This window comes from Paraburkholderia phenoliruptrix (assembly GCF_019511605.1).
In the GTDB taxonomy this organism is placed as follows: Bacteria; Pseudomonadota; Gammaproteobacteria; order Burkholderiales; family Burkholderiaceae; genus Paraburkholderia; species Paraburkholderia phenoliruptrix_A.
Genome location: NZ_JAEUAV010000023.1, coordinates 94,492 through 117,128 on the forward strand (window position 1 = coordinate 94,492; position 22,637 = coordinate 117,128).

At 62.8% G+C, this 22,637-nt stretch carries 22 protein-coding genes and 2 pseudogenes; 18 read left to right on the forward strand and 6 right to left on the reverse strand.

Annotation, left to right across the window (positions count from 1 at the left end):
- The 5 genes from JNB89_RS24125 to JNB89_RS24145 are packed head-to-tail and all read left to right on the forward strand — an operon-like array spanning position 1 to position 5,825.
- The gene (locus JNB89_RS24125) at positions 1-1,044 is read left to right on the forward strand and encodes an amidohydrolase family protein (RefSeq protein ID WP_220363865.1); all 1,044 of its coding nucleotides are present in this window, start codon (positions 1-3) and stop codon (positions 1,042-1,044) included.
- Complete coding sequence (locus tag JNB89_RS24130; protein WP_220363866.1) at positions 1,044-2,318, forward strand: MFS transporter; 1,275 nt, start codon at positions 1,044-1,046, stop codon at positions 2,316-2,318. The genes JNB89_RS24125 and JNB89_RS24130 overlap by 1 nt, the downstream gene beginning before the upstream one ends.
- Complete coding sequence (locus JNB89_RS24135; RefSeq protein ID WP_220363867.1) at positions 2,315-3,553, forward strand: MFS transporter; 1,239 nt, start codon at positions 2,315-2,317, stop codon at positions 3,551-3,553. The genes JNB89_RS24130 and JNB89_RS24135 overlap by 4 nt, the downstream gene beginning before the upstream one ends.
- Positions 3,554-3,567: 14 nt before the next feature.
- Complete coding sequence (locus tag JNB89_RS24140; RefSeq protein WP_220363868.1) at positions 3,568-4,884, forward strand: MFS transporter; 1,317 nt, start codon at positions 3,568-3,570, stop codon at positions 4,882-4,884.
- Between the two features lie 2 nt (positions 4,885-4,886).
- Positions 4,887-5,825 carry an amidohydrolase family protein gene (locus JNB89_RS24145; protein ID WP_220363869.1) on the forward strand — a complete coding sequence of 313 codons (939 nt, stop codon included), beginning with the start codon at positions 4,887-4,889 and terminating at the stop codon, positions 5,823-5,825.
- Between the two features lie 3 nt (positions 5,826-5,828).
- Here JNB89_RS24145 and JNB89_RS31155 read toward each other — a convergent pair.
- Together JNB89_RS31155 and JNB89_RS24150 are read right to left on the reverse strand one after the other, a co-directional pair.
- Positions 5,829-5,957 (reverse strand): annotated as a pseudogene (locus JNB89_RS31155) (ABC transporter substrate-binding protein); the annotation flags it as partial.
- Between the two features lie 11 nt (positions 5,958-5,968).
- Entirely contained in the window at positions 5,969-6,871 is a 903-nt protein-coding gene (locus JNB89_RS24150) for a LysR substrate-binding domain-containing protein (protein WP_220363870.1), read from the reverse strand.
- A 150-nt stretch (positions 6,872-7,021) separates the two neighbouring features.
- Between JNB89_RS24150 and JNB89_RS24155 the strand changes: the two genes are divergently transcribed.
- The 6 genes and pseudogenes from JNB89_RS24155 to JNB89_RS24180 all read left to right on the forward strand — a co-directional run bounded on the left by JNB89_RS24155 (position 7,022) and on the right by JNB89_RS24180 (position 12,417).
- Positions 7,022-8,347 (forward strand): NAD(P)/FAD-dependent oxidoreductase, encoded by a 1,326-nt coding sequence (locus tag JNB89_RS24155; RefSeq protein ID WP_220363871.1) that lies wholly within the window; start codon positions 7,022-7,024, stop codon positions 8,345-8,347.
- A 70-nt stretch (positions 8,348-8,417) separates the two neighbouring features.
- Positions 8,418-8,641: pseudogene (locus JNB89_RS24160) on the forward strand (hypothetical protein); the annotation flags it as partial.
- 33 nt (positions 8,642-8,674) lie between these two features.
- Positions 8,675-9,487, forward strand: coding sequence for an ABC transporter substrate-binding protein (locus JNB89_RS24165; protein WP_220363872.1), 813 nt, complete (start codon positions 8,675-8,677; stop codon positions 9,485-9,487).
- A gap of 54 nt (positions 9,488-9,541) precedes the next feature.
- Positions 9,542-10,339: an amino acid ABC transporter permease gene (locus JNB89_RS24170; protein ID WP_220363873.1), complete on the forward strand. Its 798-nt coding sequence runs from the start codon at positions 9,542-9,544 to the stop codon at positions 10,337-10,339.
- 23 nt (positions 10,340-10,362) lie between these two features.
- Entirely contained in the window at positions 10,363-11,703 is a 1,341-nt protein-coding gene (locus JNB89_RS24175; RefSeq protein ID WP_220363874.1) for an NAD(P)/FAD-dependent oxidoreductase, read from the forward strand.
- A gap of 30 nt (positions 11,704-11,733) precedes the next feature.
- On the forward strand, positions 11,734-12,417 hold the full coding sequence (locus JNB89_RS24180; protein WP_220363875.1) for an SDR family NAD(P)-dependent oxidoreductase: 684 nt from the start codon (positions 11,734-11,736) through the stop codon (positions 12,415-12,417).
- An 83-nt stretch (positions 12,418-12,500) separates the two neighbouring features.
- On the opposite strand, the gene JNB89_RS24185 is transcribed toward JNB89_RS24180, so the two are convergent.
- Positions 12,501-13,481, reverse strand: coding sequence for a LysR family transcriptional regulator (locus JNB89_RS24185; RefSeq protein ID WP_220363876.1), 981 nt, complete (start codon positions 13,479-13,481; stop codon positions 12,501-12,503).
- A 146-nt stretch (positions 13,482-13,627) separates the two neighbouring features.
- Here JNB89_RS24185 and JNB89_RS24190 point away from each other — a divergent pair, with 146 nt between their 5' ends.
- The 3 genes from JNB89_RS24190 (at position 13,628) to JNB89_RS24200 (ending at position 16,870) form a co-directional block, all read left to right on the forward strand.
- Positions 13,628-14,992 (forward strand): MFS transporter, encoded by a 1,365-nt coding sequence (locus JNB89_RS24190; RefSeq protein WP_220363877.1) that lies wholly within the window; start codon positions 13,628-13,630, stop codon positions 14,990-14,992.
- Complete coding sequence (locus tag JNB89_RS24195; protein ID WP_220363878.1) at positions 14,989-15,483, forward strand: GAF domain-containing protein; 495 nt, start codon at positions 14,989-14,991, stop codon at positions 15,481-15,483. Before JNB89_RS24190 ends, JNB89_RS24195 begins: the two co-directional genes overlap by 4 nt.
- A gap of 145 nt (positions 15,484-15,628) precedes the next feature.
- Positions 15,629-16,870 (forward strand): metal-dependent hydrolase family protein, encoded by a 1,242-nt coding sequence (locus JNB89_RS24200; RefSeq protein ID WP_220363879.1) that lies wholly within the window; start codon positions 15,629-15,631, stop codon positions 16,868-16,870.
- Between the two features lie 225 nt (positions 16,871-17,095).
- On the opposite strand, the gene JNB89_RS24205 is transcribed toward JNB89_RS24200, so the two are convergent.
- Positions 17,096-17,233, reverse strand: a complete 138-nt coding sequence (locus tag JNB89_RS24205; protein WP_220363880.1) for a hypothetical protein — start codon at positions 17,231-17,233, stop codon at positions 17,096-17,098.
- Here JNB89_RS24205 and JNB89_RS24210 point away from each other — a divergent pair.
- A complete protein-coding gene (locus JNB89_RS24210; protein WP_220363881.1) occupies positions 17,232-18,254 on the forward strand; it encodes a methyl-accepting chemotaxis protein in 1,023 nt (340 codons plus the stop codon). The two genes, JNB89_RS24205 and JNB89_RS24210, sit on opposite strands and share 2 nt — an antisense overlap.
- A gap of 433 nt (positions 18,255-18,687) precedes the next feature.
- Entirely contained in the window at positions 18,688-19,005 is a 318-nt protein-coding gene (locus JNB89_RS24215; RefSeq protein WP_220363882.1) for a DUF4148 domain-containing protein, read from the forward strand.
- 141 nt (positions 19,006-19,146) lie between these two features.
- Here the strand turns inward: JNB89_RS24215 and JNB89_RS24220 are convergent, their stop codons facing one another.
- Together JNB89_RS24220 and JNB89_RS24225 are read right to left on the reverse strand one after the other, a co-directional pair.
- Positions 19,147-20,130 (reverse strand): aldo/keto reductase, encoded by a 984-nt coding sequence (locus tag JNB89_RS24220; RefSeq protein ID WP_220363888.1) that lies wholly within the window; start codon positions 20,128-20,130, stop codon positions 19,147-19,149.
- A 13-nt stretch (positions 20,131-20,143) separates the two neighbouring features.
- A complete protein-coding gene (locus JNB89_RS24225; RefSeq protein ID WP_220363883.1) occupies positions 20,144-20,917 on the reverse strand; it encodes an SDR family NAD(P)-dependent oxidoreductase in 774 nt (257 codons plus the stop codon).
- A 128-nt stretch (positions 20,918-21,045) separates the two neighbouring features.
- Between JNB89_RS24225 and JNB89_RS24230 the strand changes: the two genes are divergently transcribed.
- Together JNB89_RS24230 and JNB89_RS24235 are read left to right on the forward strand one after the other, a co-directional pair.
- On the forward strand, positions 21,046-21,975 hold the full coding sequence (locus tag JNB89_RS24230) for a LysR family transcriptional regulator (protein WP_220363884.1): 930 nt from the start codon (positions 21,046-21,048) through the stop codon (positions 21,973-21,975).
- A 251-nt stretch (positions 21,976-22,226) separates the two neighbouring features.
- Entirely contained in the window at positions 22,227-22,466 is a 240-nt protein-coding gene (locus JNB89_RS24235) for a helix-turn-helix domain-containing protein (RefSeq protein WP_431026600.1), read from the forward strand.
- Positions 22,467-22,637 lie beyond the last annotated feature (171 nt).

Consider the following 22,637-nt stretch of genomic DNA (forward strand, 5'->3'; position numbering starts at 1 on the left):
GTGCAGATTGTCCATGCGCCTCATTTGCCGGTCCGCGAAGAATGGCTCGCGCTGCATCGCGAGCCGATCCTGGAGCCGGAGTTGCCTATCGTCGATGCGCACCATCATCTGTGGGACCGGCAGAGCGGGCGCTATCTGACGGACGAGTTCGCGAAGGACGTCGGCAGCGGGCATCGCATCGTATCGAGTGTCTATGTGCAGTGCCGCTCGATGCTGCGTCAGCACGGTCCCGCCGCAATGAAGCCGGTCGGCGAAGTGGAGTTCGCGAACGGCATCGCGGCGATGTTCGCCAGCGGGGCTTATGGCCCGACGAAAGCCTGCGACGCGATCGTCGGCGGCGCGGATCTCGCGTTCGGCGACGCTGTTGCGCCCGTGCTCGAAGCGATGCTCCACGTCACGGGCGGCCGCTTGCGCGGCATCCGCAATCCGCTCGCCTGGCATGCGAGCCCCGATGTTAGTTCGAGCCCGGTGACGCCGCCGCGGGATCTGATGTCGAACCCAGGCTTCCGGCAAGGCGTAAAGACGCTGGCGCACTACGGCCTCGCGCTCGACGCGTGGGTTTATCACACGCAACTGACGCAGCTGTACGAGCTGGCCAGCGCCGCGCCGGATGTCACTGTGGTCATCGATCACTTCGGCGGCCCGCTCGGCGTCGGACCGCACGCGAACAGCCGCGAGCAGGTTGCCGCCGAATGGCGGCAGCAGCTCGCCCGCCTGGCGAGCCTGCCCAATACGCGCATCAAGCTGGGCGGCGCGGGCCTAAGCGTGTTCGGCTTCGCGTTCGCGTCGCGCGCAACGCCGCCTTCGTCGGAGGAACTGGCCGCTGCATGGCGTCCTTACTTCGAGACGTGCATCGAACTTTTCGGCGTGAAGCGTTGCATGTTCGAGAGCAACTTTCCCGTCGACAAGGGAATGTTCAGCTACGCCGTGCTGTGGAACGCCTTCAAGCGGCTGGCGCATTCAATGTCCGCGGACGAAAAAACCGCGTTGTTCAGCGCCACCGCCGCAGCGGCGTATCGCTTGCGGCTATCAGGAGACGAATGATGAAAACGAGCGCAGACCTGACAGCAGGCGCAATCGGGCGCGAAGAAGAGGGCAAACGCTACAAGGACATCACGCGCGTCGAATGGCGCTCGCTGTCGCTTGCCGGCCTTGGCTGGACGTTCGAGAGCTATGACTCGTTCCTGCTGTCCCTTCTGTTGCCGACGCTGGCGCTGCAATTCGGCTTGACGAAAGCGCAGCTCGGGCTGTTCACGAGCATCACCGCGGCCGGGCAGATTCTTGGCGGCATCCTGTTCGGCTACGTGTCGGACCGGCTAGGGCGTGTTCGCACGGCGATGCTTTGCATCGCCATTTATTCGCTGTTTTCGGGGCTGCTCGCGTTTGCGCCGAACGAACACTGGTTCGCGGCCATCCGCTTTTGCGGCGCGCTCGGCATGGGCGGCACGTGGACGGCGGGCGCGGCGCTCATCGCCGAAACGTGGCACGCGAGCCGGCGCGGCAAGGGCGGGGCGCTGATGCAGATGGGACTGCCCATCGGCGCGATTCTCGCGATCACGATCTCGGGCATCGTCAGCGGCATCAACGACGGTCTCGCGGGCGGCGGATGGCGCGTGCTGTTTCTGATCGGCGCGCTGCCGTTCTTCATTCTGTTTTTCGTCGCGCGCAAGACCCCCGAATCGCCGATCTGGCTCGAACGCAAACAGGCGCAAGCACAAGCAAGGACGGTTTCCGTCGATGCGAAGCTCAATGTGCGCGGTCTTCTCACCGCGTTCACATTCATATTCTTTCTGCAGTACCTCTATTGGGGCGTGTTCACCTGGACGCCGACATTCCTAGTCACGGTGAAGCATCTGGACTTCGTGCATAGCCTCAAGTTCGTGCTCGCACTGCAATTCGGCGCAATCTCGGGCTTTCTGCTGTTTTCCGCTTTCGTCGATCGCCTCGGCCGCCGGCCGATGTTCATGGCGTATCTGCTGGTGGGCGCAGCCGCGGTGTTCGGCTACATCCTGTCGTGGAATGCGCTCGTGCTGATGGTGGCCATCTTCTTCACGGGCTTCAGCGTCAACGGCATCTTCGCCGGTGCGGGACCGTTCCTCGCCGAGATCATCGGCAACACGGCGTCGCGCGGCTTTCTCATGGGCCTTGCCTACAACGGCGGACGGCTTGGCGGATTCATCGCGCCGCTTGTCATCGGAACACTCGCAACGAACGCGGGCGGGTTCGTGCTGGGCCTGTCGACCACCATCGTCGCTTTCATCGCGGCTGCGATCGTTGTCTACTTCGCGCCGGAAACGCGCGGCAAGACGCTCGTATGACGACGGCCGTCAAACAGCCGGGCTGGATCGGCAGGCTCTTTCCCGCGCTCAACGAAGCGCCGCTGCGGCGCTATCTGAGCGGGCAGGTCGCGTCGGTGCTGGGTAGCTGGACACAGAACGTCACGTTGAACCTGCTCGTGTATCACCTGTCGGGGTCGGCGGCGATACTCGCGCTGCTCAACTTCCTGTTGTATGGGCCGCAACTGGTGGTCGCGCCCGTCGCGGGATCGCGCATTCGCGCAGAAAACGCGCGCCGCGTGACGCTGTGCGTGCTTACAGCATCGCTCGTCATGACGGGCAGTCTCATCACGCTGTCTGCGTTGAATGTGCTGAACGTGCCGCTGATTCTCGCTCATGCGCTCGCGATCGGTATTTCGAGTGCGATCGAGGTGCCCGCGCGTCAGGTATTGCTGCTCACGAGCCTGCGCGACGCGAGCCTGACGTCGAACGCCGTCGCGATGAATACGATGGTCTACAACGTCGGACGCATGGTAGGCCCGACAATTGCGGGATTCGTTTATCCGAGCCTCGGGCCGAGAGCATCGTTCGCGATCTACGCGCTGGCGCTCTGTTTCATGGCGATCTGCGTGCGATCGATTCGCCTGTCTTCGGACGTGCGCGCGTCGCGCCCGGAAAGCAGCCTGCGCGACGCCGTCGGCTACGTGATGTCGGACGCTTTTTCCGCGCGCTATCTGCCGATTCTCGCGTGCATCGGCCTGTTTGCGGCGAGCTACCAGACGCTCGTGCCGCTGCTCGCGGATCGTGCGTTCCACGACGCCGCGCGCTTTACGGGCGTGTTCTTCGCGTGCGCTGGCGCGGGTTCGTTGAGTTCGGCCGTGCTGCTCTCGTCGGCGCTCGGACCGCGGGCGTCGGCGCGGTTCATCGCGTGGGCGCCGTGGACCGCGATCCTCGCGCTGATGGTGCTCGCCACGACCAACGCGGTGACGGCGTCGATGCCGGCGTTCTACGCGCTGGGGTTCAGTCTCACGTTCGCGGCGACATCGACGAACGCGACGATCCAGCGGCGCTGTCCGGAGCACGTGCGCGGCGGACTCGTCGGCATGTACGGCATGGCCTACAACGGAACCATGCCGTTCGGCTATCTGCTCGTCGGCACCGTATCCGAGGCGCTCGGCGTGCGTCACACATTTGCGGCGATGGCGGCAGTGCTCGCAGTGGGCATCGTATCCATCGTCGCATGGCAACGATTCAAACTACAGCGCGAAGGCGCATAAAGGCGGAGACGATCATGTCAATTGCAAGCAACGCGACCCTCGAGCATCAGACGATGCGCAAGGTCATCTGGCGGCTCCTGCCATTCCTGATGATCTGCTATTTGATGGCGTTTATCGATCGTGGCAACGTCGGCATGGCGTCGCTTCAGATGAACCACGACATCGGGATGTCCGCGAAAGTGTTCGGATTCGGCGCGAGTCTTTTCTTCGTGTCCTACTTCATCTGCGAAGTGCCGAGCAACCTGGCGCTCGAAAAGTACGGCGCACGCGTCTGGATCGCGCGAATCATGATCACGTGGGGTCTCGTGTCGGCAGCGACCGCGCTCGTGCACAACGCCACGACGTTCTACATTTTGCGCTTTCTGCTCGGCGCGGCCGAGGCCGGCTTCGCCCCGGGCGTGCTGCTCTATCTTTCCTACTGGGTTCCGAAGGCGTACCGCGCGCGCGTGGTCGCGACCTTCATGGTCTCGATTCCGGCGGCCAGCTTCATCGGCTCGCCCATCTCGGCGCTGTTGCTGCAGATGGACGGCCTCGCGGGCCTGCGTGGCTGGCACTGGCTGTTCATCCTTGAAGGCCTGCCGACGGTTCTGCTCGGCATCGCATGTCTGTTCATGCTGACGGACAAGCCGGCAAAGGCGACATGGCTGAATGAAGACGAGCGCAGGTGGCTGCTCGGCGCACTCGCCGCGGAGAGCGCACAGCCAAAGAAGGTGGCCGCGATGCCGCTGACCAGGCTCTTTCGCAACCGCTACGTGCTGTGCCTCGCGCTCGTCGATACATGTGCTTCTGCTGCCGGCAGCACGCTGTCAGTGTGGCAGCCGCAATTGTTGAAGTCCTACGGGCTTTCCGTGCTGCAGACGGGCATGCTGAACGCCGTGCCGTATGCGTTGGCGTCCATACTGATGATCTTTTGGGGCCGTCACTCCGACCGCACGAAGGAGCATCGCTGGCATACCGTGGTGCCGATGCTGATGATCGGCGGCGGTCTTTTCGCGACTTCGCTCAGTGGCTCGCTGCTGCCCACGGTGTGCATGCTTTGCTCCGTGCTGATCGGCGCCTATGCGTTCAAGGGACCGTTCTGGGCGCTTGCATCGGACATGTTGTCGAACAGCACAATCGCAGCGGGGTTGGCCACGGTGAATGCGATTGCGAATCTTCTGGGCGGCGGCCTCATGGTGAACGTCTACGGCTGGGTCAAGGAGGCGACCGGCAGCTACTCGCTTGCGCTCATGCCGCTTGGCATTCTGACGCTGGTCAGCGTCGCGACGCTGCTTATTCTGACGCGCAAGGGGCAATCTGGGCGTGTGGTCGGTAAGACGGAGGCGGCGTGAGCATGAAAGAACTTTCGCGACGTGGATTTCTGGAGCTGGCCTGCGCTTCGGTCGCGGCAGCCGCGCTGCCGCGAGCGGCGACAGCAGGACAAACATGGTCGAGCGGCTCCGAGCGTCCGTCGTTCTCATTGCCGGAGAATGCCGTCGATTGCCACATGCACATCTATGACGATCGTTTCCCGGTAGCACCCGGCACCAGGCTGCGACCGCCCAATGCGACGGTCGAGCAATATCGGCAGTTGCAGAAACGGCTTGGAATGCGACGGAATGTCGTCGTCACGCCATCGACGTACGGCACCGACAACCGGTGCACTGTGGAAGCGTTAAAGCGCTTTGGCAACGACGCGCGCGGCATTGCGGTCGTCGATACGTCGGTGACCGGGCAGGAGCTTCAGGCGTTGAACAGCGCCGGTGTCCGGGGCATCCGGTTCAACCTGAGCTATCCGGGTGCGACGACGCTGGAGATGCTCGCGCCGCTGGCAGAGCGTATCGCTTCCTTGCAATGGCACGTCGAACTGGTCGTGCAGGGCGAGCGGCTTCCGCAGCTGGAGCGGCACCTCGCGGCGTTGCCTTGCCCGCTGGTCATCGACCATATCGCCCATGTGCCGCAGCCCGGCGGAGCGTCAAGCGAAGTGCTGCGCACGGCGCAGCGTCTGGTCGAGAAGGGCAATACATGGATTACCCTATCGGGGCCCTATGTGGACAGCAAGACAGGCGCGCCGCGTTACGAAGACGTGGCGCCGGTCGCCAGTGCATTCATCGCCATGGCGCCCGAGCGCATGCTCTGGGGCACGGACTGGCCGCATCCGACGCAGACCGCCGGCAAGCCCGACGACGCCAGCCTTGTCGATCTCATCGCGAGCTGGATTGGGCGGCCGGAGTGGCAGCAGATGATATTTGTGACAAACCCGACAAAACTTTACGGCTTTGATGCTGCGTAGGAGTTTCGCTCCCGCGGCGACTTCGAGGCTCTGTTCGAGGAATGTGCGCGCGACGGTAGGGGAGGTCGGCGCGCGTACGATCTGCGCGTGTTTCAGTTTGTGCATGAAGAACGGGGCGTAGGCGTTGCCTTTGAAGGGTGGACTCAGATTTGTGCGCCCCGCCGCAACGCCGCCATCTCCTCATTTACGAGTTCGAGAAAAGCGCCGACCACCGGATTGCCCCGCGGCGTTTGCGGATAGAGCGTAAAGCCGCGAAACCATATCTCCGGCGCGAACGGCCGGAACACGATGCGCGTCGGATCGGCATCTACAGTCACGAGTGGATTGACGATGCCCACGCCCGCGCCGCGCATCACGAGTGCGCAGATGGTCGCGCCATACGGCGTCTCGATGGCGGGCACCTGATCGGCGCCCGCCGGCCGCAGCGCGCGATCCAGCGCTGCGCGCGTATCGTCCGCATAGGAAGGCAGGATGAGCCGTTCGCCACGCAAGTCGGCCCCGCGAATCCGCGTGCGCGCCGCGAGCGCATGACATGCTGGCAACGCGCATAGCCCCGCCAGCTCGTACAGCTCCGCGCTCGTCACGCCGAACGCATCCGGCGTGGTTGTCGCGAAGCCCAGGTCGCAGTGTCCTGACGACACCCAGCGCTGGATCGTGCTCTCGCTGCGCATTTCGAGCGACACCGCGACGCGCGGATGGGCGTCCGCGAACCGCGCGATCACGGCAGGCAGAAACGACAGCGCGAGGACGGGTGCAGCCACGATGCGTAGCCGTCCGCTGCCGAGCTCGAGAATTTCCCGCGCTGAATGCTGCAGCTTCTCAAGGCCGACGAAGCTGCGTTCGACCTCCCGATAGAACGCACTGCCCGCATCGGTGGCATGAATGCGCCCGCCGTTGCGCACGAACAGCGTCAGGCCCGTCGCGGCCTCCAGTTCCGCGATCAACCGGCTGATGCTCGGTTGCGACGTGCCGAGTTCTTCGGCGGCTGCCGTCATGGAACCGCGCAGCATGACCAGCCGGAACGCCTCCACCTGCCTCAGATTCATCGTTTTCTCCGGGCGTGGGCCGCGCAAACAGCGGCCCCGAGCCGTCAGCTTGCCATATCAGAAATGAATGGAAGTCGTTTTTGGCGCTATTTGACCGGATGATTTGCGAGGGCGACACTTGGTTCGAATCAAGCGAACAGGGTTGAGTTCATGCGTCCCGATGCGTTGCTGTTTCACGAAACCTTCCGCTGCACCCCGTACTGGTGGGACGCCGCACCGCCGGAGGTCGCGCCCGAGCCGTTGCCCGCGAAGGCCGACCTCGCCATTGTCGGCAGCGGATATTGCGGACTGTCGGCTGGGGCAGAGGCTGCGAAACATGGCGCGCGGGTCGCGATACTGGATGCGGCCGAGATCGGCGCGGGCGCGAGCACGCGCAGCGGCGGCATGGTGTCGAGCGGCCAGAAGCTCGCGCTGACCGACGCCATTCGCGGCGTGTCCGCCGAACGTCTCACGCGTCTGATGCAGGAGTCGATGGCGAGCTTCGACTATCTGAAGCAGATTGTCGCCGACGAATCACTCGACGCCGACCTGCGTATCACCGGCCGCTTTTTCGGCGCCTATACGCCCGCGCATTTCAACGTGCTGCGTCGTCAGGGCCAGTTGTTGCGCGAGAAGACCGGCGTTACCGTGCATCTGATCGACCGCGATGCGCAGCGCGGCATCATCGGCTCCGACTATTACTACGGCGGCATTCTCATCGACGAATACGGCGGACTGCATACCGCGAAATATCATCGTGCGCTGCGCCACCTCGCGCGCCGGCGCGGCGCGACGCTGCACTCGCATGCGGCGGTGAAGCGGATCGAACCAACGGGCAACACGGGTTTTCGTGTCCATACTGTGCGCGGCGTGCTCGATGCAGACCGGGTGCTCGTCGCCACCAACGGCTACACCGGAGCGCTGCTGCCGTTCTTCTCGCGCCGCGTGCTTCCCGTCGCGAGTTATCAGATTGCCACCGAGCCGCTACCCGAGGGCCTCATGCACGTGCTCAATCCGGGTCACCGCATGGTCAGCGATTCGAAGCGCAATCTCTTCTACGCGCGCCCGTCGCCGGACGGCACGCGAATGATTTTCGGGTCCAGGCCCGCTATCCGCGAGATCGACGAACGCGAGGCCGCGCGGCGGCTGTACGCGCAGCTCGTGCAATTGTGGCCCGCGCTCAGGGACGTACGCGTCACGCATGCGTGGAAAGGCTTTGTCGCGATGACCGGGGACAGGCTCGCACACATTGGCCAGCACGACGGTGTTCACTACGCGCTCGGCTGCAACGGCAACGGCGTTGCGCTCATGAGTTACCTCGGGCATCGCATCGGCAAACACATGGTCGGCGTCGACCAGGATGTCGGTGCGTTCGGCGAAGGGGCGTTTCCGCTCTCAGGCGCGGGAATGGCCAGCACGCTCGCGGTGCCCGTCGGCAGTGCGCTGTACCGGATCGGGGATATGTGGCACGGCCGTGTGCGAGCAGCGCTTTCATGAAGCGAAGTCAAACGCATTCATCAGGAAGCCGAGTTACAGAAAGGAGCCGCGATGATCGAGTTGAACAGGCACGCTGGCGCAGGACGTGATGACCATGCTGTGTGTCACGCACGAGATGGGCTTCGCAAGGCGCGTGGCCGACCGCGTATTGTTCATGGACCGCGGCGTCATCGTGGAAGACGATACGCGCGAGGCCTTTTTTGAGGCTGTTTTTTGAGGCTGTTTTTTGTGGCCTTTTCCGGGCGCCCGCGCTCCGACCGCGCGAGAGACTTTCTCTTGCGCATCCTGCATTGAGCCAACCGCTGTTCACTCCAAGGGAGCCTCACCATGCGATTACTTCGTCTAGCACGCCAACTCGCCGTGGCCGCATCGTTCCTCGTCGGCGCGACGACCGCGGCCCACGCCGCCGATGATGTCGGCACCTTGACGCCCGGCAAGATCGTCGCCGGTGTCGATGCGAACAACAAGCCGTATTCATACATCGACAACGGCAAGATGACCGGCTTCGACGTGGAACTGGTGCGCGCCATCGCAGCGAAACTCGGCCTCACGGCCGACTTCCGCGCGCAGGATTTTGCGGGCTTGCTGCCGAGCGTGGCGAATAAGCAGGTCGATCTTGCCGCGGGCTCGATCTCGATCACCAAGGAGCGCCTGAAGATGGTCGACTTTTCCGAAGGCTATTTGACAGGCCTTTTGAGCGTCGGCACGCTGCCGGACAGCCCTATCGGCGCGGACGTGGCATCGGTCAAGGGCAAGCGCATCGGGGTGGTGCAGGGCACCATCGAGGACACGTATTCGCAGAGCTATCTGCCGGGCGCGCAGATCGTCCGCTTTCCGAACATCAACGCGGGCTTTCTCGCGCTGCGCAACAAGTACATCGACGGATACTTCATCGACAAGACCTTGCTCGAAGGGCTGCAAGGCAAGTATCCGGATCTGAAGCTTGCCGACAGGCTCGATATCTCGGCGTCGAATCTTCCTGCCGGTTTCCCTATCCGCAAGGGCAACGTGAAGCTCGAAGCGGCGATCAACAAGGCCATCGGCGAACTGGTGGCGGACGGCACCTGGCTCAAGCTCTACCAGCAGTTCAATCCGGGCTATCCGAAACCTGATCCGATGCCGCCGTATGCGATGAAGTAACCGCCGGCCATTGTTGCTTCGCCACGCATCGTCAAGCGCAAGGAGAAAGTCGCCATGAACGCATTCCTGCAGAACTTCCTGGATTGGCCGCTGCTCGTCGAATCGCTGCCGACGCTGATCGGCACGGGTCTCGTCAACACGCTGATCCTGTCGGTGATCTCGACTGCGCTCGGCATCGTGGTGGGAATGGCGCTGGCGCTCTGCGCAGTGTCGCACACGCGCTGGCTAACCTGGCCCGTGCGCGTCTTCGTCGACATTTTCCGCGGTCTGCCCGCCGCGCTGGTCATCCTCGTGGTCGGACAGGGACTGGCGCCCGTTGGACTGCTGGTGTTCGGGCCGAATCCGTATCCACTGGCGATCGTCGCGCTGGCGCTGGTGTCGTCGGCATATATCGCGGAGATTTTTCGCTCAGGCATCCAAAGCGTCGGACGAGGACAGATGTCGGCGTGCCAGGCGCTCGGCATGACGTATTGGAGCGGCATGCGTCATGTGATCGTGCCGCAGGGAGTGCGGCGCATCCTGCCCGCGCTCGCCAATCAGTTCATTTCCATCGTCAAGGATTCGAGCCTCGTCTACTTTCTCGGGTTGCTCACTTCCCAGCGCGATCTGTTCACCATTGGGCAAAACGCGGCAGTCAATACGGCCAACCTGTCGCCGCTCGTCGCGGCAGGTGCCGTATACCTGCTCATCACGGTGCCACTCACGCACGCAATCAACCACCTGGACCGTTGGACCAACCGATTTATCAATCCGGTCGCGCGCCGGCAAAAGGCGTCTCGCGCCGCGCGCCTCATGCGCCACGAGGAAGCACTGCAATCGCGGACGGCGGCCGTGGCCGAGCGTCGTCCGTAACTCTCACTTCGATAGAAGAAACCATGGGTCCTAAAGTCGACACCGTCGCAGACGATATAAAACTGCCCGAACGCGCCGATGTGGTCGTGATCGGCGGCGGCATCATCGGCGTATCAACGGCGCTTGCGCTGCACGAGAAAGGGCTGTCCGTCGCGCTGTGCGAGAAGGGGCATATCGCCGGCGAGCAGTCAAGCCGCAACTGGGGCTGGGTGCGCGTCACGAGGCGAGATCCTCGCGAGGTCCTGCTCAGCATCGAGAGCCTCAAGATCTGGCGCACGCTCGACCAGAAGCTCGGCATCGACACCGGCTTCAACCCGTGCGGCATCCTGTACGTATCGAACGATGACGCCGTGCTCGAGCGTCACCGCGATTGGCTCAAGCGCGCCCGCGAGATAGCCGGCGACCAGGCCTTCGACACGCGAGAGGTGGACGCGGGAGAAATCGCAGGGCTGTTGCCCGGCGCCACGCAGACCTTCAAAGGGGGCATCTTCACGCCCGGAGATGCCCGCGCCGAACCACAAAAGGCCGCGCCCGCCATCGCCAACGCGCTGCGACGCAAGGGCGTCAGCATTCTGACGCCATGCGCGGTGCGCGGCATCGAGACGAGCGGCGGTCGCGCGAGCGCGGTGGTCACCGAACACGGGACGATTCGCTGCGATGCGGTCGTCGTCGCAGGCGGCGCATGGACACGCTATTTCTGTGGAAATCTGGGCGTGGAGCTGCCGCAATTGCTCACGCGTGCGTCCGTGCTGCGCACCGAGCCGCTTGAAGGCGGTCCCTCCTGCAGCACCAATAACGAGGAATTCGCGTTTCGCAAGCGTGCGGACGGCGGCTACACGGTCGCGTACGGCTTACGCACGCACGCTGATCTGACGCCCGACTCGTTCCGGCTCTTCTTCAAGTACATCGAAGCATTAAAGAGCCAGATGGGTTCGTTGCAGATTCACATTGGCAAGCGTTTCTTCGACGAACTCAAGCGGCCGCGCCGCTGGTCGCTCAGCGAATCGACGGTGTTCGAGCATGTTCGCACGCTCGATCCGGACCCCATGGTGGCATACGTCGACAAAGGCCTGAAAGCCTTCACCGAAACGTTTCCGCAATTCTCCGGCGCGCGCATCGCGCAGCGGTGGGCCGGGTATATCGACGTGACACCGGACGCAATCCCCGTCATCTCTCACGTTGCGCGTGTGCCGGGCATGTTCATCGGCACCGGGTTCTCGGGACACGGCTTCGGCATCGGGCCGGGCGCGGGCCGGTTGATGGCGGACCTCGTCAACGGCGACGCGCCGCTCGTCGATCCGCACGCGTTCCGTCTCGAGCGCTTTAGCGACGGCTCGAAGATCACCATTGACGCGGGCTTCTGATAGGGAAGGCCGAAGCACCAGGAATTGCATATGAACAAAGTGGCGATGGTGTCGGGCGCGAGCCGCGGCATCGGACGTGAGATAGCGGCGGAACTTGCGCGGCGCGGTTACAGGCTTTCGCTCGGGCTGCGCGATACGCGGGCCTACGATGGTGCGGCCGATGCGTTGCTGCATTCCTACGAGGCGCGCGATCCCGAAGCTGCCCGCGCCTGGGTGAATGCGACGCTCGCGCGGTTCGGGCGCATCGACGTGCTGGTGAGCAATGCGGGCATCTGCCGCATGATCGACTTCGATACGGGCACCGATGCGCTGTTGACCGAGACCTTCGAGATCAATGTGAATGCGCCTTTCCGGCTTGTGCAGGCGGCGCTGCCGCATCTGCGCCGCGCGGGAGCCGGACGTTTCATACAGCTTGCGTCGCTCTCGGGCAAACGCGTGAAGAACCTGAACGTCGGCTATCAGATGTCGAAGCACGCGATGCTGGCGCTCACCCATGCGGTGCGCCGTGCCGGCTGGGACGACGGCGTGCGCGCGACCGCGGTGTGTCCCGGCTTTGTCAATACCGACATGGCCGCCGGCATCGCCGATCTCGAACCCATGGCGATGACGCAGCCGCAAGACCTGGCGCATCTCGTGGTGAATACAATCGAGTTGCCGAATACGACGAGCGTGGCGGAGCTGCTCGTCAACTGCCGCTATGAGGAGACGCTTTAGCGGCGCTTTACTTTCTGCAGGCACACGTTCGAGTTCCGGTGTCGACCACGTAAGCGCACGCTCGAAACCTCTCGCGCCGACAGTTACGAATCCCGCCGCCGGCCGTTGGCCGCGACGCCGTTGGCCGCGCTCATATCCCGCTTATCCAGCCCCGGCGCGGCGAACATATCGACCAGTTGATCGCGCAACCAACGGTGCGCCGGCGCCGTCTCATTGCGTTGATGCCATAACAGACTGACGACGCGATCCGGCGCCTCGAGCGGCGCGCGCACGCTAACCAGCGCGCCATTGCCGGCGCCGCGCGCGCATAGATCGCTCGGCAGCACGGCGATCAGATCGCTCGCACACAGAATCTCGCACGCGACCGTGTAGTGATTGACCGTGGTGACCAGATTGCGCTTAAGTCCGCGTGACGCGAGAAAGCTGTCGAACGACGGCTGCGTCTGTCCTGCGAGACTGATGTCCACGTGACTTGCGTTGAGAAAGCGCTTGGTGGTCAGACGGCCGGGCGCCGCGAGCGGATGGCCGCGCCGCATCAGACACGCGTAGTCGACGGTCCACAGCGAGCGCGAGCGAATATGCGCGGGCGGCAACGTCTCATTCACGTAAACACCGATCACGCAGTCCACACGGTTGCCTTCCAGCAGCGCGGGCGCATCGAGCAAGGTGTTGGGCACCGCATGCCACTGCAGGCGCGGCGCGCCTTTGCTGAACCGCCCGATCAGGCGCGGCATGACGAGCCCCGCCACATAATCGGACATCGACAGACTGAAACTGGCCTCGGCATGTTCGGGCGCGAACGTTTCTTCGTCGAGCGCGGCGCGAATGCGGCTCAGCGAGTCGCCGACCGGGCCCCATAGCGCCATGGCGCGCTGAGTCGGCGCGACGCCCGCGCCGTTGCGCACGAACAGGGGGTCGTCGAATGCCTCGCGCAGACGGCTGAGCGCATTACTGACCGCGGGCTGCGTAAGCGACAGCTTGGTCGCCGCGCGTGTGACGGCGCCTTCCGTCATCAACGCTTCGAATACCTTCAGCAGGTTGAGATCGAGCGATCTAAAGCTCATGTCGGCCATTCACCTTATCAATGTACCGGATCAAGGATATAAATATTTATGACGTTCGACAAGCCATAGAATCCGCCTCAAGCACGCGAGAAAGGCGCATCGCGCAACTTACGGGCGTAACGGCCTGATCATCACAGGAGCACACCGTGTCAAACGTTTCTGCACGCATCGAGCGCCTTCCGTTTGGACGGTTCCATGGTCACCTGCTGCTGATGGGCGGTCTCGGCTACGCGTTCGACGCGATGGACGCCGCCGCCGTCGCCTTTGTGCTACCCGTTCTGCGCCACGACTGGAGTCTCTCCAGCGTGCAGACGGGCGTGCTCGGCAGCGGCAACTTCATTGGCTTCTTTTTCGGCGCGCTGCTGGCGGGCACGCTCGGCGATCTGATCGGGCGACGCAGGGTCATGATGTCGGCGCTGCTGATCTACTGCGCAGCGTCCGTGGTCAGTGCCATGACCGATTCGTGGCCTACGTTCCTCGCGGCCCGCATTGTCGCGGGCATGGGCACAGGCGCGGAGAGCGCGATCATCGCGCCATATCTCGCGGAGTTCGTCGCCAAGCGTTATCGCGGCATTTTCACGGGCGCGCTGGCAGGGTTCTTTTCGTTCGGCTTCGTCGCGGCCGCGCTGCTTGGCTATTTCATCGTGCCCGCATTCGACGCCGGATGGCGCGTCGTGCTGCTGATTACCGCCGTACCGATCCTGATGCTGCTCTGGTGGCGCCGTTCGCTGCCCGAGTCGCCGCGGTGGCTGGAAAGCCGTGGCCGAACGGATGAAGCGACGCGCGTGCTCGACGCCATTGAAGCGAGTTTCACGGCACGCGGCATTGCGTTGCCTGCGCCCGAGCCCGTCGAGGCACGCGCCGCACCGGCGCTCGAAGCGGGCACCCTGATCTCCAATCTGCGCGCGTTGTGGACGGGCCGTCAGGCGCGCATCACGACAATGACCTGGCTCATGTGGCTGTCCATCACCTTCAGCTACTACGCCTTCTTCACGTGGATCCCCGGACTGCTGGTGCAGCACGGCATGAGCATCACGCGCAGCTTCGGCTACTCGGTCGCAATGTACGCAGCGCAGGTGCCAGGTTACTTCAGCGCGTCGTGGTTCAACGAACGGATCGGACGGCAGGCGACCATCGCCACCTACATGCTGTTCGGTTGCGCTTGCGCCCTTGGCATGGCTTTCGCGCACACCAACGGCCAGATCATGGTGGCGGGCATCGGCCTGTCGTTCTTCATGAACGGCACGTATGCCGGCGTCTACGCCTACACCGCAGAAGTCTTCCCGACGGCCGTGCGCACGACGGGCGCAGGCACAGCATCGGCGATCGGGCGCATCGGCGCGATCGTTTCGCCGATTCTCGTCGGCTATCTGTACCCCAACTTCGGCTTCGCGGGCGTGTTCGGCGTGACGACGGTCGTGCTGCTGCTCGGCGCAATCGCCGTGGTGGTGATGGGCGTGCCTACCCGTGGACGCTCGCTGGAAGACATTGCTGCAGGAGAAGCGGCATGAACGCGCTCGCCGCAAGCACCTTGCATCCGTTCGTCGTGCTGGCGGGCGCGCAAGCAAAAGGCGATCAGCCGGCCACGCTCTTTCGCGCGCTCGATACGGTGCTGGCCGATACGCTCGGCCATACGCTCTTCACGATTCTGCGCTACGACGACTTGACAGGCGAATCTGCACGCATCTACAGCAATCGTCCGGCCGAATACCCGGTTGCCGCAACCAAGCCGCTCTCGGGCGGCAACTGGGTCGAGACGGTGCTCACGCGCGGCGAAGCGTTCATCGGCGCAACGCCTGACGATCTGCGCGCCGTTTTCGCCGATCATGAACTGATCGCCTCGCTCGGCTGCGAGAGCGTGCTGAACGTTCCCGTGCGCTGGGACGGGCGCACGCTGGCGTCGCTGAATCTGCTGCATAGCCGCGCGTGGTATCGCGACGAACATGTGCCATTCGCGCAGGCGCTCGCGCAGTTCACATTGCCGGCGCTGCTCGATGGCTGATGGCTGATGCGTCAGGCCTGGTGCTCGACGCCCGATGGGTCGCAGGCGCTCAAGCGCCGGTTAACCGAAACACTCACGGACTACTGACGGATTCTGCTCAGGGACTACTCCGTGACTAACTCACGAACGACTAAGGGGAACACGCGTGGAAAGCATTCTGTTGTCGAACGCCAGCCTGCTCGACGTCGAGCGCGCCGAATTGCGCGAAGGGCATCACGTGCTGGTCGAAAACGGCTTGATCAAGGAGGTTTCGGACCGTCCGTTGAAGAGCGCCGCCGCGCGTGAGATCGACCTGCGCGGCAAAACCCTGATGCCTGGTCTGATCGATCTGCACGTGCACGTCGTCGCAGTGCAACTGAATCTCTCGCAACAGGTGAACATGCCGAACGTGCTCGTTACGTTGCGCTCGGTGCCGATCATGCGAGCGATGCTGCGGCGCGGCTTTACCACCGTGCGCGATGCGGGCGGCGCCGGTTATCCGCACAAGCAGGCCGTCGAAAGCGGCCTCGCGGTCGGGCCGCGCCTGTTCGTGGCGGGCCGCGCGCTAAGCCAGACCGGCGGGCATGGCGACATGCGGGCACGTTCCGACTATATGGGCAGCAGTGCGCCGTGCGGTTGCTGCGTGCGCGTCGGCGCGCTGGCGCGCGTGGCGGACGGCGTCGACGAAGTACGTCGCGCTGCCCGCGAAGAACTGCAGATGGGCGCGGATCATCTGAAGATCATGGCGTCAGGCGGCGTCGCATCGCCGACCGACCCCGTCGGCGCGTTCGGCTACGCGGAAGAGGAGGTGCGCGCGATCGTCGAGGAAGCGCGTGCGCGGCACACGTATGTGATGGCGCATGCATACACGGCAGAGGCAATCGCGCGCGTCGTGCGCTGGGGCGTGCGCACGATCGAGCACGGCAACCTTGTCGATGCCCCCACGGCAAGCTTAATGGCGGAGATGGGCGCATACGTGGTGCCAACGCTTGTCACTTACGAGGCGCTCGCCAAAGAAGGTGCGCAATACGGCCTTGGCGAAGAAAGTGTCGCGAAGATCGCGGACGTGCGCGAAGCGGGCCTGCGCTCGCTCGAAATCTACAACGATGCGGGCGTCAAAATGGGCTTCGGTTCGGATCTGCTGGGACCGTCACAGCGTCTGCAAAGCGACGAGTTTCGCATCCGCGCAGAGGTGCTCGGCAATGCCGCCACGCTCAGCAGCGCGACCACCACGGCCGCCGAAGTGCTTGGGTTGGCCGATAAGCTGGGGCGTATCGCACCGGGGGCGTTCGCCGATATGCTGGTGGTCGACGGCGATCCGTTACGCGACATAACGTGCCTGCTCGGACAGGGAGAACACATACCCCTTGTCATGAAGGGCGGTGAAATCTACTTCAACGAGATGTAAGCGCGACTGCGGTTTCGCTGTAGCCTCGGCAGCAGCAGCGTTGGCGTTCAACCGCTAGCCGCCAATAGCACCTCGACCAGCACGTGGGTTCCTTCTGGAACTCACGTTTTTTTTCGCCAGCCACATTCGTTGACCGGCTACCAGGTTCTTGCGACCGACCGACAATTTCAATCTTAAAGAAATCGCCTTGTAATGCCGTTGATGAGTTGTTGCACGCTAAAGCCTTCAATTGGCAACAAGAAGCGCCCAAAAGAAGGGATTAAAAATGTGCGGCGGCACAACAATGGCGCTCAACTGCATTGTCTTGGTGCGGTTGGTCGCGCGAGAAAGATAAATCCAGATCATAAGCTTGGGGAAGGTCATGGCGGACGCCAATGAGATTGTCGATTTGACGCGAGAAGTTCACCGTATTGCGAAGGGCAATGTATCGGATATCAACGACATCAATCGTGAAACCACGTTTCTCGCCATCAACGCACTGATCGAATCGGCGCGTGCCGGCGACGCCGGCCGCGGTTTCGCCGTGGTCGCCAATCAGGTCAAGGTGGTGTCGCAACGCATCGGACAGTTGACCACCGAACTGGGCCGCGAACTCACGGCCCTCGGCGACCGGATGATCACGCAGCTCGAGCAGCAGGAAGCGCAACGCCTCACGGATCTCGCGCTGAACATGATCGAGATTATCGATCGCAACCTCTACGAACGTTCCTGCGACGTGCGCTGGTGGGCGACCGACTCCGCGATCGTCGATTGCCTCGCGCACGATACGCCCGAACACCGCGCGTTTGCGTCAGAGCGGCTAGGCGTGATTCTCGACAGCTACACCGTGTACCTCGATCTGTGGGTGATCGACATGGCCGGCAACGTCGTGGCCACCGGCCGGCCGGGTCAGTTCGCCGCGGCAGGGCAGGAGAACGTGGCGGACAAGCCGTGGTTCAAGGCGGCCGCCAAGTCGGCATCGGGCGCCGAGTATGCGGCGGCCGAACTGGAGTCAGTGACGGCGCTTGGCGGCGCCGCCGTGGCGACGTACGCCGCGGCCATTCGCGAAGGCGGCGCCAACCGCGGACGTCCGCTTGGCGTACTGGCGGTTTTCTTCAACTGGGCGCCGCAAGCGTCGACGGTAGTCAAGGGTGTGCGTTTGTCCGCGGAGGAGTGGACGCGTACACGCTGCCTGCTCGTGGATGCAACCAAGCGCGTGATCGCCAGTTCAGACGACAAAGGCATGCTGCAAGAAGTGCTGCCGCTTAAAGTGGGTGGTCCGAAGGCAGGCGCGTATCGACCGGACGCGGACACATTGGTGGCCTACGCGCTCACGCCGGGCTACGAAACATATGAAGGCATGGGGTGGTACGGCGTGATCGTGCGCAAGCGCGCGGGACGATGAGAGGAATTGCACACACCATCCGGCGCTTGAGCGGATGGTGCGTCTGTCCGGTCTCGCCGGTGATCTGGTGCAGGGCGGTTTGATCAAGCCTGGTCGGGCCGGTACCCGGCGTGTGGCGCTGTCGGACCTGATTCTCAGGATCAGCGAGGCGCGGGCTACGAACCCAGCTTCACCAGCGGCGACCAGTCCACACATGCGGGAAGCGCTGCGGGGCCCGGATACTCTTCGGCGCATCGTGCTTCTGTGAAGGCCAGTTCTGCAAAGACGTGGGGCGCTGAGCGCGCACGAAGATGACAAGTTTGTAATGCGCTGGTCAGCGTCGGGTCGGTGCTCATTGACCACAATCCGTTCAACCCTTCACGAATCGCAACGAAGGGAACCCGGACCGCGCTCATCGTGAATGTGGCCGCCACTCACAGACAGGTGAATGATCATGAAAGCACTGCTCAACGTAGTTCTCGTTTCCTGCGCACTGGCCGCGCCCGCGCTTTCGTTCGCGCAAACCGTCGATCAGCCGGTGACGCGTGCGGAAGTCCGCGCCGATCTCGTACAGTTTGAAATGGCCGGATATCGTCCGGTCGCATCTGACGCGCAGTATCCCGCGGACATCCAGACCGCCGAGGCGAAGGTGTCCGCCGAAAAATCTGCTAGCTATACGACGTCGGTAGGGGGAGTGTCGATGCACGGCTCGTCGCAAGCAGGCGCGCCGGCATCGGTGGACGGTGCCGGGCACATCTACGTCGGACATTGAGCCGCGTTGGCGGTGTCATGTGCAACCGCCGGGCGGGCAATGAATGCGTTTCCCGCGATGCGGGCCGCCCGGGCTCTCACTGGTTGCCGGTGCTTGCGCCGGCAAGCGGGAAGCAGTGTTCGACGGCTTCTTAACGAGGCTTTACCACTGCTGATGGACAAACGGCGCGATCTTTTGCAGATATAGCGCGCGAAGAACCTCCATCGCCGAATCCGTCAGGGGCGGCAGTTCGCTTGCCTCAGCGTTTGCCTTGGCTTGCGCTGCGTTCTTCGCCCCTGGGATGACAGTCGTCACTCCATCGTTCATGAGAATCCAGCGAAGCGCGAACTGCGCCATCGTGGCGTTTTGCGGGACGAGTGAGCGGATTTCGTCGACGGCTTCCAGAGCGACGTCATAAGGAACGCCGGCAAACGTCTCGCCCTTGTCGAAGGCCTCGCCGTTACGATTGAAAAGGCGATGGTCATTGGCCGCAAACGTCGTCTCGCGCGTCATTTTTCCGGTGAGCAGGCCCGACGCAAGAGGCACCCGGACGATAACGGCGACTCCCCGATCGCGAGCTTCCTGAATAAAGCGGGCAGGCCTTTGCCTGAAGATGTTGTAGATGATCTGTACCGACTTCACGCCCGGATATTCGATTGCTTTCAGACCTTCTTCGACTTTCTCGACCGACACACCGTAGCTGCTGATCTTTCCCGCTGCGACCATGCGGTCCATTGCATCGAAAACCTCTGGCCGGTAATACACCTCAGTCGGGGGACAATGAAGCTGGACGAGATCGAGCCGCTCCATCTCCAGGTTCTTCAAGGAGCGGTCGATAAAGGCATTCAGATTCGCTGCTGTGTAGCCTTGCGCCACGTGAGGGTCCAGGCGCCGCCCAGCCTTGGTCGCAACGAAGGGGCGCGGTCCCGGACGTTCCTTGAGCACGGCCGCGATGATCCGCTCCGAGCGGCCGTCGCCGTAAACGTCGGCGGTGTCGATGAAGGTCGTACCGCTATCCAGCGCTGCATGCAGAGCCGCCTTTGCATCGCTCTCGGCAACGTCGCCCCATGAACCTCCAATGGCCCACGCGCCAAACCCGATTTCAGAGACGCTCTTTTCTGCGTGTCCGAATTTCCGTTGTTTCATCTTGATTCTCCGTTCATGGCATGAGTTGTCCGCCGTTGACCTCGATGATCTGCCCCGTGATGTATCCCGACATGGCGGCAGACGCGAGGAACAGGAACGCACCGACGCACTCCTGCGGCGTGCCTTCTCTGCCCATCGGCACCGAGGCGGTCTGCGAAGCCCAGATTTCCGGCGGCGTGTATTTGTCGTGGAACGGCGTCTGTATGAGTCCAGGTGCTACTGCGTTGACCCGGATTCCGTCGTTTACAAATTCCTTGGCGTGGCCACGGGCCAAACTGCTGACAAAGCTTTTTGACGCCGCGTAAAGCACCGCTCCTGCGCCGCCGCCCGTACGCGCGGCAACGGACGACGTATTGATGACGTAACCACGTGATTCCTTCAGAAACGGATGCGCAGCCGAGGTTGCTTCCCAAACCGATCTTGCGTTCAGATTGACGACGCGTTCAAAGTGACTGCCCGAGGCCCCTATAGATGCCAGCCGACCCAACATGGCGCCGGCGTTGTTGATGAGCCCATCGAGCCCGCCTAGCAGTTGTGCCGCTTCCTTCACGACCCGCGATGCTTCACCCGGCTCGCTGACGTCGCCCTGGACAAGATGAATGCGCTCGGGCGACTCCGCACGCAGCGCTTGTGCAGCCGCTTCGCTCTCGTTGAAATGAGCGACCACGTGCGCGCCCTGCGCGGCGAATGCGCGAACAACAGCCGCTCCGATTCCAGTCGACCCGCCCGTGACGAGAACTCTCGTATCCTTCAGATCGCCGATCTGTATTTGCTCAAGTCCATGCATGGAATTCCCTCCGAATGGATAAACATTGAGCGGGGCATACGCCGCCGCGCTTCGGGTTTATCGAGGAAGAAAATGATTGCATACCGTAGAATGAAACGGATTCACTGGAGCGATGAACGGCATTCACCATGGCAAAGAACGACCGGATCGATTTTGCGGACTTGAGGCTGTTTCTTGCGATAGTCAGGTGCCGGAGTTTCCGGCTGGCGGCGATCGAACTCGGGCAGACGCCGTCTGCAGTCAGTCACGCGATGCGGCGGCTGGAGGACCGCCTCGGCGCAAAACTGCTGAACCGGACGAGCAGGGCGGTTTCGCCCACGGAGGCGGGGCTCGATCTCGCTTCCCGGCTGGAAGAAGGCTTCAATCAGATCGGTTCGGCTCTCGAGAGTTTTGCAGCGCCCGGTACCGCGCGACTCGGCTCTTTACGTCTGAATGTTTTCGCGGACGCCGCTCACTTGCTGATCGCACCGGCATTGCCGGAATTCGCACGCCTGTGTCCCGAAGTGCAGCTTACGGTGGTGGTCGATAACCGGCCTATCGACATCGTTGCAGAAGGATACGACGCCGGCATTCGCTACGGCCATCACGTTCCCGAAGACATGATTGCAGTGCCGCTTACCGGCCCGCAGCGATGGGTGATGGCCGCGTCGCCCGCCTATCTGAAGAAACACGGCACTCCTCGCCACGTCAGCGAGCTGGCGGATCACAACTGCCTGCAGCTTTTGCTCGGTGACAATTCGAGCTACCGTTGGGAAGTCAACGTTGCAGGTAAAAAGAGCCCGATCCGGGTGCCCGGGTCGATCACGATCAACGATACCGCGACTACGATTAGCGCGTGTAAGGCAGGGATGGGCATAGCGTATCTGCTCGAGGCTCGGATTGCCGATGAACTGGCACGGCGTACGCTGAGGGTCGTGCTAGACGAGCATGCGTGCGCTGAAGATCCAATTCACATGTACTACAGTGGTCGTCGATACAACCACCCGGCGTTGCTTAGCTTGATCAATATCATCCGGAAACAGCAGTCGCTTGCGAAGATCTCAAGGTCGCGTGAGTGAGCCTCTTGGTGACAAGCGGTGCTTGATCCACGAGGAGGAACCAGTGACAAATTTCCCCAAGAACTGGGAGAAGTTATTCGCAGACCAACGGGGGCCTAGGCATTTGATTTGTCGAAGATCGTTTGACATAATATAAATTATCAACGGAACGGATGTTAGTCCAAAGTTCGGATGTTGCGTTTCGGCTAAATTGAAATGTCGTGTTTGCGGGTTCATGCTGGAGGCTCGTGCTAAGACTGCGGGAGTCCAGCATGCGTCAAACCGAACTGGTGACACTGAACATGCGCGAATTGGGCCGGCTAAAGATGGTTCAGGCGATTGTGGAGATGGGGCTGAAGCCCGGCCGCGCCGCTGAGCGCCTTGGACTGAGTGTTCGCCAGGTCGAGCGGCTGGTGATCCGGTATCGCGACCAGGGCCCATCTGCTGTGGTGTCGGGCCGGCGTGGTCGCCCTTTGGTCCGACGCTGGCTTGCGAGAAGCTGTACCTGCTAGAGGACACCCCGGGAGTGTCTGAATTTTTGTGTGCAAGGCGTCTGAACATTTCGGGCGTGGTGGGCGATCAATTTCATTCTAGCTGTCGGGTCGTGTGAAGCGATCCTCGTAGAGGATCGCGAACTGCCGCATCGCAGCCTTCCAGTCGTGGGCAGCGCGGCTCCAGTCGCT

What these genes read in the sequence shown, in the direction of transcription:
- JNB89_RS24130 (WP_220363866.1), top strand. Translation starts at nt 1,044, where the DNA reads ATGAAAACGAGCGCAGACCTGACAGCAGGCGCAATCGGGCGCGAAGAA.
- JNB89_RS24135 (WP_220363867.1), top strand. Translation starts at nt 2,315, where the DNA reads ATGACGACGGCCGTCAAACAGCCGGGCTGGATCGGCAGGCTCTTTCCC.
- JNB89_RS24140 (WP_220363868.1), top strand. Translation starts at nt 3,568, where the DNA reads ATGTCAATTGCAAGCAACGCGACCCTCGAGCATCAGACGATGCGCAAG.
- JNB89_RS24145 (WP_220363869.1), top strand. Translation starts at nt 4,887, where the DNA reads ATGAAAGAACTTTCGCGACGTGGATTTCTGGAGCTGGCCTGCGCTTCG.
- JNB89_RS24150 (WP_220363870.1), bottom strand. Translation starts at nt 6,871, where the DNA reads ATGAATCTGAGGCAGGTGGAGGCGTTCCGGCTGGTCATGCTGCGCGGT.
- JNB89_RS24155 (WP_220363871.1), top strand. Translation starts at nt 7,022, where the DNA reads ATGCGTCCCGATGCGTTGCTGTTTCACGAAACCTTCCGCTGCACCCCG.
- JNB89_RS24165 (WP_220363872.1), top strand. Translation starts at nt 8,675, where the DNA reads ATGCGATTACTTCGTCTAGCACGCCAACTCGCCGTGGCCGCATCGTTC.
- JNB89_RS24170 (WP_220363873.1), top strand. Translation starts at nt 9,542, where the DNA reads ATGAACGCATTCCTGCAGAACTTCCTGGATTGGCCGCTGCTCGTCGAA.
- JNB89_RS24175 (WP_220363874.1), top strand. Translation starts at nt 10,363, where the DNA reads ATGGGTCCTAAAGTCGACACCGTCGCAGACGATATAAAACTGCCCGAA.
- JNB89_RS24180 (WP_220363875.1), top strand. Translation starts at nt 11,734, where the DNA reads ATGAACAAAGTGGCGATGGTGTCGGGCGCGAGCCGCGGCATCGGACGT.
- JNB89_RS24185 (WP_220363876.1), bottom strand. Translation starts at nt 13,481, where the DNA reads ATGAGCTTTAGATCGCTCGATCTCAACCTGCTGAAGGTATTCGAAGCG.
- JNB89_RS24195 (WP_220363878.1), top strand. Translation starts at nt 14,989, where the DNA reads ATGAACGCGCTCGCCGCAAGCACCTTGCATCCGTTCGTCGTGCTGGCG.
- JNB89_RS24210 (WP_220363881.1), top strand. Translation starts at nt 17,232, where the DNA reads ATGGCGGACGCCAATGAGATTGTCGATTTGACGCGAGAAGTTCACCGT.
- JNB89_RS24205 (WP_220363880.1), bottom strand. Translation starts at nt 17,233, where the DNA reads ATGACCTTCCCCAAGCTTATGATCTGGATTTATCTTTCTCGCGCGACC.
- JNB89_RS24215 (WP_220363882.1), top strand. Translation starts at nt 18,688, where the DNA reads ATGAAAGCACTGCTCAACGTAGTTCTCGTTTCCTGCGCACTGGCCGCG.
- JNB89_RS24220 (WP_220363888.1), bottom strand. Translation starts at nt 20,130, where the DNA reads ATGAAACAACGGAAATTCGGACACGCAGAAAAGAGCGTCTCTGAAATC.
- JNB89_RS24225 (WP_220363883.1), bottom strand. Translation starts at nt 20,917, where the DNA reads ATGCATGGACTTGAGCAAATACAGATCGGCGATCTGAAGGATACGAGA.
- JNB89_RS24230 (WP_220363884.1), top strand. Translation starts at nt 21,046, where the DNA reads ATGGCAAAGAACGACCGGATCGATTTTGCGGACTTGAGGCTGTTTCTT.
- JNB89_RS24235 (WP_431026600.1), top strand. Translation starts at nt 22,227, where the DNA reads ATGCGTCAAACCGAACTGGTGACACTGAACATGCGCGAATTGGGCCGG.